Annotated in this window: 9 protein-coding genes; all 9 read left to right on the forward strand. The window is 62.3% G+C overall.

Annotated elements, in window-relative coordinates:
- Nucleotides 1-414 precede the first annotated feature (414 nt).
- Nucleotides 415-2,955, forward strand: a complete 2,541-nt coding sequence (gene rnr, locus RRB22_15570; GenBank protein ID MDT8385820.1) for a ribonuclease R — start codon at nt 415-417, stop codon at nt 2,953-2,955.
- Entirely contained in the window at nt 2,952-3,692 is a 741-nt protein-coding gene (gene rlmB / locus RRB22_15575) for a 23S rRNA (guanosine(2251)-2'-O)-methyltransferase RlmB (GenBank protein MDT8385821.1), read from the forward strand. The genes rnr and rlmB overlap by 4 nt, the downstream gene beginning before the upstream one ends.
- A gap of 154 nt (nt 3,693-3,846) precedes the next feature.
- On the forward strand, nt 3,847-4,269 hold the full coding sequence (gene rpsF / locus RRB22_15580; GenBank protein ID MDT8385822.1) for a 30S ribosomal protein S6: 423 nt from the start codon (nt 3,847-3,849) through the stop codon (nt 4,267-4,269).
- A gap of 69 nt (nt 4,270-4,338) precedes the next feature.
- Entirely contained in the window at nt 4,339-4,566 is a 228-nt protein-coding gene (gene rpsR, locus RRB22_15585) for a 30S ribosomal protein S18 (GenBank protein MDT8385823.1), read from the forward strand.
- A gap of 78 nt (nt 4,567-4,644) precedes the next feature.
- Nucleotides 4,645-5,559, forward strand: coding sequence for a DUF2232 domain-containing protein (locus RRB22_15590; protein MDT8385824.1), 915 nt, complete (start codon nt 4,645-4,647; stop codon nt 5,557-5,559).
- Between the two features lie 38 nt (nt 5,560-5,597).
- The gene (gene rplI / locus RRB22_15595; GenBank protein MDT8385825.1) at nt 5,598-6,044 is read left to right on the forward strand and encodes a 50S ribosomal protein L9; all 447 of its coding nucleotides are present in this window, start codon (nt 5,598-5,600) and stop codon (nt 6,042-6,044) included.
- Between the two features lie 214 nt (nt 6,045-6,258).
- Nucleotides 6,259-7,659: a replicative DNA helicase gene (dnaB, locus tag RRB22_15600; protein MDT8385826.1), complete on the forward strand. Its 1,401-nt coding sequence runs from the start codon at nt 6,259-6,261 to the stop codon at nt 7,657-7,659.
- A gap of 13 nt (nt 7,660-7,672) precedes the next feature.
- Complete coding sequence (gene alr / locus RRB22_15605) at nt 7,673-8,818, forward strand: alanine racemase (GenBank protein ID MDT8385827.1); 1,146 nt, start codon at nt 7,673-7,675, stop codon at nt 8,816-8,818.
- A 12-nt stretch (nt 8,819-8,830) separates the two neighbouring features.
- Complete coding sequence (gene radA, locus RRB22_15610) at nt 8,831-10,219, forward strand: DNA repair protein RadA (GenBank protein ID MDT8385828.1); 1,389 nt, start codon at nt 8,831-8,833, stop codon at nt 10,217-10,219.
- The last annotated feature ends 80 nt before the right edge of the window (nt 10,220-10,299 follow it).

A 10,299-nucleotide genomic window follows, 5' to 3' on the forward strand; every position in this document is an offset into this window, starting at 1 on the left:
GAAAACCGGCTGACCGCAACCCGCCTTCAGACTCATTTATGGATTGGAAAATACTTCGCCAGAGGCCCGTCGGTCGGCCTTTTACAGGGCGATTTGAATATTCTATAACGGTGTCTGCGCAGGACCCCTTCCGGACGGTTGAAGGGCGGCGGTGCGCCAGGCTTGTCTGTCGTAGCGGGCCTCGATGGCCGGTTTCTATGGCCTCACATGGGCCATATATGGGCCTCATTAAGCGTTAAACGACTTCTGCCGGTCAAAAGCGCGTATACTTCCCGCGACAGAAAATCCTGAACCGGTTCCAGTCTGTTTGGCTATCATTGCTTAAGCGTGTATTGCCCGACCATTACTCATAAGAATCATTCTGATGATTCACCCTGGAACCGCTTGCAAATCAACCTTCAAAGATAAGAATAAATGTCCAAAAAACACTCCAAACCAGCCCGCGATCCCCATGCCGAGCGCGAGGCGCGTAAATACGATAAGCCGATCGCCAGCCGGGAACTCATTCTTGAGACGCTAGCCGAGGCGGGCGAGCCGATGACCTGGCAGCAGTTGGCCGAGGTGCTCGGCCTGCATGAGGCGGATGAGACCGAGGCCCTGTCCCGACGTCTGCGCGCCATGGAGCGCGATGGCCAGGTGGTGCGTAACCGGCGTGACGGCTACGGCCCACTGGAGAAGATGGACCTGGTGCGCGGTCGCATCCAGGCCCATCCCGATGGCTTCGGGTTTCTGATCCCCGATGACGGCAGTGATGACCTGTTCATGTCCGCCCGCGAGATGCGCGCCCTGATGCACGGTGATCGCGTGGTGGCCAGCGTGTCGGGTATCGATCGTCGCGGTCGCCGCGAAGGTGTGGTGGTAGAGGTGCTGGAACGCAACACCCATCAGGTGGTGGGGCGCTTCCAGCTCGAAGGCGGCATGGCCTTCGTGATCCCCGATAACAAGCGCGTGGTGCATGACATCGCGGTGCTGCCGGAAAATGCCGGTGACGCCAGGCACGGACAGATTGTATTGGTCGAGCTGGTGCAGCAGCCGACGCGCCGCCGTCAGCCCATGGGGCGGGTGATCGAGATTGTCGGCGACCACATGGCGCCGGGCATGGAGATCGATATTGCGGTGCGTTCCCATGAGTTGCCGCATGCATGGCCGGATGCCGTGGACGACGAGGTCGGCGGCCTCAGGGCCGAGGTGCCGGACTCCGCAGTGGCTGATCGTGAAGATATCCGCGCGCTGCCGCTGGTCACCATCGACGGTGAGGACGCGCGCGACTTTGATGATGCGGTGTATTGCGAGCCCCATGGCAAGGACGGCAAGGAATGGCGCCTGCTGGTGGCCATTGCCGACGTGTCGCACTACGTGGCGGTGAACTCGGCGCTCGACAAAGAGGCCGTTGAGCGCGGCAATTCCGTCTATTTCCCGGGCCGGGTGATCCCCATGCTGCCGGAGGTGTTGTCCAACGGCCTGTGCTCCATCAACCCCAAGGTCAATCGCCTGTGCATGGTCTGCGAGATGATCGTCGGCAGCAATGGCAAGGTCAAAAGCCATCGCTTCTTCGAGGGTCTGATGCGCTCTCATGCGCGACTCACCTACAACCAGGTCGCGGCGATGCTGGAGGGCGACAAGGCCCTGTGCGCAGAATATGCCGATCAGTTGCCGCATCTGCAAAACCTGCACAAGCTGTATTGCATCTTTGACCGTTGCCGCAAACGTCGGGGCGCGATTGAGTTCGAGACCACCGAGACCACCATCGTGTTCGGTGAGGGTAAAAAGATCGATCGCATCGTGCCGCTGGTGCGTAACGATGCCCACAAGATGATCGAGGAGTGCATGATCTCGGCCAATGTGGAGGCGGCCAAGTTCCTGGCGGCCAATGAAATGCCCACCCTGTATCGCGTCCACGAGACCCCCAAGGCCGAAAAACTCACCGCGCTGCGTGAGTTCCTGTCCGAGCTGGGCCTGGACCTGCCCGGTGGTGACAAGCCCCAGGCCAACCATTATGCGACCCTGCTGGCGTCGGTGCGGGAACGCCCCGATGCCCATCTGATCCAGACCGTGATGCTGCGCAGTCTCAATCAGGCCGTGTACAGCCCCGATAACAAGGGCCATTTCGGCCTGGCCCTGGAAGAATATGCGCATTTCACCTCGCCCATCCGCCGTTATCCCGACCTGCTGGTGCACCGTGCGATTCGCCATGTGCTGCGTTCCGGCAACCAGATCAAGAAAGGCGGCATGCAACGCGTGAAGCGGGCCCTGAACAAGCTGGTGGGTGGCGGGGCCGGCGCGGCCAAAACCTTTCATTACACCCATGTGGAAATGCAGCAGCTGGGTGAGCGCTGTTCGCTCACCGAGCGGCGCGCCGATGAGGCGACCCGCGATGTCACCGACTGGCTTAAGTGCGAGTACATGATGGACAAGGTGGGCGAGAGCTTCGACGGTATTGTCACCTCGGTGCTGGGTTTCGGCCTGTTCGTGGAGCTGGCCGATATCTATGTCGAGGGGCTGGTGCACATCACCTCCCTGAGCAATGACTACTATCATTTTGACGCGGCCAAGCACACCCTCACCGGTGAGCACAGCCGCACCTCCTATTGCCTGGGCGACTCGGTGCGGGTGCGGGTGGCGCGGGTGGATCTGGACGACAAAAAGATCGATTTTGAGATGCTGAGCAAGGAGGGTGCCGCGCTCTCCACCTCGCGCCCGGCGAAAAAATCCGCCAAAAAATCGGCCCGATGGGGCGGCAAAAAATCGGCCGCGACGACCGTGTCGGCTGACAGCGCAGCGGCCGATGCGCCGCCCCGGAAAAGGACTGCGAAGAAAAAGGCCAGCAGGACAAAGGCCCCAGCACAGCCGGAAGCCGCCGTGCAGGACACCCCGTCTAGCGAGGAAGGCAAGCCGGCCGGGGTGAAGAAAAAGCGCCGCCGTCGCCGCAAGCCAAAACCCAAAACTGAGGTATGAGCGATTACCTGTTCGGTCTGCACGCGGTGCAGGCCGCGTTGCAGCGTTCTCCCGGGGGCGTAACGGAAATCTGGGTGGACACCAAACGTCATGACAAGCGCATGGCGGAGCTTCTCGAACAGGCGGCCTCGGCCGGGGTCACCGTGCATACGGTGGGCAAACAGGAACTGGATGCCCTGGCCCCGGATGGCCGCCATCAGGGTGTCGTGGCGAGGGCCGAGCCGGCCCGGGTCTATACCGAGGCCGAACTGGATGGCCTGCTGGACAGGCTGGATGCGCCCCCCTTTCTGTTGATCCTGGATGGCGTGACCGACCCCCATAATCTCGGCGCCTGCCTGCGCAGCGCCGACGCCGCCGGGGTGCAGGCCGTCATCGCCCCCCGGGATCGTGCCGCCAGTCTGACCCCGGTCGCCATCAAGGTCGCCAGCGGCGCGGCCCAGACCGTGCCCTTCGTGCAGGTGACCAACCTGGCGCGTTGCCTGCGGGATCTGAAACAGCGCGGCATCTGGTTGGTGGGGCTGGACGGCCACGCCGAGCAAACCCTGCATGAGACCGATCTCAGGGGCCCATTGGCGATCGTCATGGGCGCCGAGGGGCAGGGCCTGCGGCGCCTGTCCAAGGAACACTGTGATTTCCTGGTCAAGATCCCCATGGCCGGCAGCGTGGAAAGCCTGAATGTCTCGGTGGCCACCGGGGTGTGCCTGTTCGAGGCCCTGCGACAGCGCAGCACCGGGTGATCGCATTCATTGCAATCACCCCGTTCCTTCTGTAATATTCGCCGCTCAAAATTCAGGTTGCCCCCTGTCGTTTTAGAAAGGGCAACAAACCTTGCTCCACTGTGGTGTGCCTCGCTTCGAGGACCGCAGGGGGCTTTAACCATAAGGAATGCTAGTGAGACACTACGAAATCGTGTTTCTGGTCCACCCTGACCAGAGCGATCAGGTTCCCACCATGATCGAAAAGTACAAATCCATCATTGAAGCCGACAGTGGCAGCATTCACCGCCTGGAAGACTGGGGTCGCCGCCATCTGGCCTATCCCATCAACAAGGTGCACAAGGCCCATTACGTACTGATGAATATCGAGTGCGGCGCCACGGCCCTGGAAGAAATCGAAACCGCTTTCCGCTATAACGATGCCGTGATTCGCAGCATGGTAATGCGGACCAAAGCCGCCATCACTGATCCCTCCCCGCTGGCACGCTCCAAGGAAGAAGAGGCGCGTGATCGTCGTCCTCAACCGGAAGCGGAATACAGCGCCCCGGATGCCGACGAGTCTTTGGATACCGAAGACGAGCTGGGCGCTGAGGCCTAAAACGGCTGTTGCCGGTACACGCTGTTACCTGTAAACAGAAACGAACAGAATTGTTGAGAGGATAAGTGAATGTCACGTTTTTATCGTCGTAGAAAATATTGCCGCTTTACCGCGGAAGGTATCAAAGAGATCGACTACAAGGATCTCAATACCCTGAAGGCCTATGTCTCGGAGTCCGGCAAAATTGTGCCCAGCCGTATCACCGGCACCAAGGCCAAGTACCAGCGCCAGCTGACGGCGTGCATCAAGCGCGCCCGTGTGTTGGCCCTGTTGCCGTACAGCGACTCACATCAGTAGATTTGATGTCAGTCCTGCCGTTGGCCAGGCAGCATGGTCGATGGTGAATGAAATGAGAATGATCACCGGCAGAATGAAATGAAGGCACTGGCCGCTTTTATTCTGCGTGGGCCGAGTCAGGCGATCCTGGTTGCCGTCGGCACCGCGGTGCTGGCGATGATGTTGCCACCGCTGAGTGTGGTCAGTGGCGCGGTGGTGGCCCTGGTCACCCTGCGCTCGGGGGTGCGTCCCGGGGCGCTGGTGATGTTGGGTAGCGCGGCCTTTGTGGCCCTGCTGGCCTATATGTCGCTGGGTAATGCCTGGATCGGCAGCATATTTTTGCTGGTGCTGTGGTTGCCGTTGTGGATCCTGGCCTGGGTGCTGCGCGAGACGCGTTCCCTGACCCTGGCCACCACCATGGCCGGGGTGATCGGGATTGTCGGTGTGCTGGTTGTCTATGCCCTGGTGGGTGATGTGACGGCATGGTGGGAGCAGGTACTGCTCACCCTGTTTGAACCCGCAATGGAGGCCGGTGGGCCGCTGGCGGATCGTGAGGCGGTGGTGGCGATTTTGGCCAGTATCGCCAGGATCATGACCGGTATCGCGGCTGCGGGCATGACCCTGAACGCGGTGATGTGTCTATACCTGGCGCGGGGCTGGCAGGCACAGCTGTACAACCCGGGCGGTTTTCGCGACGAATTCTATGAGTTGCGCATGGGACAACGCATCGCCCTGGTGTCGCTCGGGTTCATCGTCGTCACACTGCTGCCGCTGGGCGTGCTCAGCCACATGGCCGGCGAGATCGTGATCGTGATCATGAGCCTTTATGTGTTGCAGGGGCTGGCGCTGATCCACGCCATCGTGGCCAAACGGCAACTGCACAAGGCCTGGTTGATCGTATTGTATCTGGTGATGCTGTTTGTATTGCCGCAGCTGATGGCCTTGGTCGCGGTGTTGGGTTTGGTTGATACCTGGGCGGATTTTCGCCGGCGAATCGGCCCGCAACAACAGTGAATTTTTTGTTAACGTAAGATTGAATTGAGGTAGGCGCAATGAACGTGATTCTGTTGGAAAAAGTGCAGAACCTGGGGGACCTGGGTGAACAGGTCAACGTTAAAGCCGGTTACGGCCGTAATTTCCTGATCCCGAAAGGCAAGGCCGTGTCCGCCACCAAGGACAATGTGGCCAAGTTTGAGGAACGCCGCGCGGAGCTGGAAAAGGTCGCCGCCGAGAAACTGGCTATTGCCCAGACTCGCAAGCTCAGCCTTGAGGCCTTGCAGATCACCATCGCCCAGCAGGCCGGTGATGAAGGCAAACTGTTCGGCTCGATCGGCACCCACGATATCGCTGAGGCGATTACTGCGGCCGGTATCGAAGTCTCGAAGGCGGAAGTCCGTTTGCCCGAAGGTGCGCTGCGCCACATCGGTGACTACGACGTCAACATCGAGCTGCACAGTGATGTGGTCGCCGTCGTGAAGCTCAGCGTCGTCGCTGAATAGCGACACCCGAGCAAGCCCCTGCACGGGGGCTAGCCTGATCGACCGGTCTGTTTCGGGGCCGACACGCCAGACGGCGGTGCTTTGCAGAAAGCGCCGCCGTTTTGCGTTGGGGCGGCGGCACAGTCGCATCTCAAGCGAACCACGCGCGATTTTTTTGGGTTTCGGTCCATCGCGCCATCCCTTTTTTTACGCATTCAGTTACCATGAGCAGACCATGCACGAACTAGCCTATCCCTCCGAAATGACCGATTCCGCCACCTCGGCGCTGAAGCTTGCCCCCCAGTCCATCGAGGCCGAGCAGTCGGTGCTGGGCGGCCTGATGCTGGACAACCAGGCCTGGGACAAGGCCGCCGACATGGTGGTGGAGGAGGACTTTTACCGCCGCGATCATCGGCTGATCTTCCGCGCCATCGCGGCCTTGCAGGCGCGCAGCAGCCCCTGCGATGTGGTGACCCTAGCCGAGTGGCTGGACAAAAATGACCTGCTGCAAGAGGCCGGCGGGCTGGCCTATCTGGGCACCCTGGCCAAGAACACTCCCAGCGCGGCCAACATCAAGGCCTACTGCGAGATTGTCCGCAATCGCTCGGTACTGCGCCAGCTGATTGCCGTCGGCAATGGCATCTGTGGCAGCGCCTATCAGACAGAGGGGCGCAGCACCGAGGAGCTGCTGGACGAGGCCGAGCGCGAGGTGTTCAAGATTGCCGAGCAGGGCGCGCGGGCCCAGAAGGGCTTTGTGGCGATCAAGGATCTGCTGGTCAAGGCGGTCGATCGCATCGACGAGCTCTTTCAGCAGGACAACCCCATCACCGGCGTGCCCACCGGCTGGACCGATTTCGACGAGAAGACCTCCGGCCTGCAAAAGGGCGACCTGATCATCGTCGCCGGTCGACCCTCCATGGGCAAAACCAGCTTCGCGATGAACATCGCGGAAAATGCCGCGATCCAGGCCAGGGTGCCGACCGCGGTGTTCAGTATGGAAATGCCCGGCGAGCAACTGGCGATGCGCCTGCTGTCGTCACTGGGCCGCATCGACCAGCACCGGATGCGCACCGGCAAGCTGGAAGATGAGGATTGGCCGCGGCTGACCTCCTCGGTGGGCATTCTGGCCGAGGCGCCGCTGTTTATCGATGACACCCCGGCGCTGTCGCCCAATGACCTGCGCGCCCGGGCCCGGCGCCTGAGCCGGGAACACGGACTGGGGCTGATCGTGATCGACTATTTGCAGTTGATGCAGGTACATGGCACCAGCGAAAACCGCACCAACGAAATCTCCGAGATTTCCCGCTCACTCAAGGCCCTGGCCAAGGAACTGGAGGTGCCGGTGATCGCGCTCTCGCAGCTCAATCGCAGTCTGGAACAGCGGCCCAACAAACGCCCGGTGATGTCGGATCTACGCGAGTCGGGCGCCATCGAGCAGGACGCCGACGTCATCGCCTTTATCTATCGCGACGAGGTCTACAACGAAGACAGCCCCGACAAGGGCACCGCCGAGATCATCATCGGCAAACAGCGTAACGGGCCTATCGGCACCACCCGGCTGACCTTCATCGGCCAGTTCACCCGCTTTGAAAATTTCATCCACGACATCTATTCCGATGACGACGGATATTCCTAATGAAGCCCAGCCTATGACACGGGCGGCGCAGGCCGTCATTGACCTCGATGCCCTGCGGCACAATCTGCAACGGGCCCACACCGCCGACCCCGGCGCCAAACAGTACGCGGTCATCAAGGCCGATGCCTACGGCCACGGCCTGGTGCCGGTGGCGCAGGCCCTGACGGCGGCGGACGGCTTTGCCGTGGTCACGCTCGACGAGGCGCTGCAGCTGCGGGAGGCGGGCATCCGCCAGCCCATTCTGCTGCTCGAGGGCTTTTTTCAGGCCGACGAACTGGCGGTGATTCAGCGGCATCGGCTGGATATGGTGGTCCACCACGAGGCCCAGCTGGCCGCCCTCGAGGCCCTGGCGCCGGTTGATGACGCCAGCCGCGTGTCGGTCTGGCTGAAGATCGACACCGGTATGCACCGACTGGGTTTTGCGGGCACCGAGCTGCCCGCCATCTGGCAACGGCTGACCCGTTGCGCGGTGGTGCAGCAACCGCCACGGGTGATGACCCACCTGGCCTGTGCCGATGACTTTCAGCACCCGGCCACCCAGCAACAGCTGTCACTGTTTACCGAACTGCTCACCGCGCAGGACGCCATCCAGGCGGCCGGCAGTGAATGCAGTGTCGCCAACTCGGCCGGCATCCTCGGCTGGATGAACAGCCACAGCGATATCAACCGTCCCGGCATCATGCTGTATGGCGTCTCGCCCTTTCTCGGTGAAACCGGCGCCGCCCGCCGCCTGCGCCCGGTGATGACCCTGCGCAGCGAGCTGATCGCCATCAAGGCGTGCCGCCAGGGCGATGCGATCGGTTATGGCGCCACCTGGCAGTGCCCCGAAGACCTGCCGGTCGGGGTGGTGGCGATGGGTTACGGTGACGGCTATCCGCGCCATGCCCCCACGGGCACCCCGGTGCTGGTGAACGGGGTGCGCGTGCCGTTGGTGGGGCGGGTGTCGATGGACATGATCTGCGTGGATCTGCGTACCCAGCCGCAGGCGCAGGTGGGCGACGAGGTGGTGTTGTGGGGTGAGGGCCTGCCCGCCGAGGTGGTGGCGGAGGCGGCCTCCACCATTGCCTATGAACTATTTTGTGGGGTCACGGCCCGCGTCCCCCGCCGCTATATCGGCGCTGCCGGCGGGACTCCGGCCGACACGGTTTTACCGGGCTAGGAGCCGAAGTCGATGTCAAAAATCAGGACGGTCTATGTGTGCAGCGACTGCGGTTCGGACTACGGCAAGTGGCAGGGCCGTTGTGATGACTGCGGCGCGTGGAATACCCTCACCGAGTTTCGGCCCAGTGCACCCGCCACGGGCGCCCGCAGCAAGCCCCAGGCCGGACAGTTCGCGGGCTACGCGGGCAGCCTGTCGGAGGTGAAAACCCTGGCCGATATCGACCTGGCCGCGGTGCCGCGCATGGGTACCGGTGTCGACGAGCTGGACCGCGTGCTGGGCGGTGGACTGGTGCCGGGTTCGGCGATCCTCATCGGCGGCCACCCCGGCGCGGGTAAGAGTACCCTGCTGTTGCAGGTGCTGTGTCGCCTGGCCCAGACCCACGCTGCCCTCTATGTCACCGGTGAGGAGTCCCTGCAACAGGTCGCGCTACGCGCCCAGCGACTGGGGCTGCCCACCGACAGCCTGCAGATGCTCAGTGAAACCAGCGTGGAGGCGATCTGCGCCGTGGCCGAACGACAGAACCCCAGGCTGATGGTGGTGGATTCCATCCAGGTGATGAGCCACCAGGACGTCAACTCGGCACCGGGCGGCGTGCCCCAGGTGCGTGAAAGCGCCGCCTACCTGATCCGCTACGCCAAGCTGACCAACACGGTACTGATCCTGGTGGGGCACGTGACCAAGGACGGCAGCCTCGCCGGGCCGAAGGTGCTGGAGCACATGATCGACTGTTCCATCATGCTGGAGGGTTCCACCGACAACCGTTTTCGCACCCTGCGCGGGGTGAAAAACCGCTTTGGCGCGGTGAATGAGATCGGCGTGTTCGCGATGACGGAGCAGGGACTGCGCGAGGTCAAAAACCCCTCGGCGATCTTCCTCTCGCGCGCCGATGAACCCGCCCCCGGCAGCGTGGTGATGGTGGTGTGGGAGGGGACCCGGCCCATTCTGGTGGAGTTGCAGGCCCTGGTTGACGACAGCAATTTCGGCAACCCGCGCCGGCTGGCGGTCGGCGTGGACCAGAATCGACTGTCGATGCTGATCGCGGTGCTGCACCGCCACGGTGGCATCCAGGTCGGCGACCAGGACGTGTTCATCAACGTCGTCGGCGGCCTCAAGGTGGTGGAAACCAGCGCCGATCTCAGCCTGCTGCTGGCCATCGTCTCCAGCCTGCGTGACCGTGCGCTACCCACCGACTTGGTGGTGTTTGGTGAAGTGGGGCTGTCCGGCGAGATTCGCCCGGTGCCCAGTGGCCAGGAGCGGCTGAACACCGCCGCCAAGCATGGCTTCACGCGCGCCATCGTGCCCGCGGCCAATCTGCCCAGAGGCGGCGTGAAGGGCATGAAACTGATCGGGGTGAAGACCCTGGCCGCGGCGCTGGAGGCGGTGGCGGATGAGTGCTGAGACATATGGCGCAATGCCCTTCGGTTATTGCGCCCTTGTATTATAAACCCTGCATGGCTTGATGGGGCTAAAGCAACACA

It is taken from the genome of Gammaproteobacteria bacterium, assembly GCA_032250735.1.
GTDB lineage: Bacteria > Pseudomonadota > Gammaproteobacteria > SZUA-152 > SZUA-152 > SZUA-152.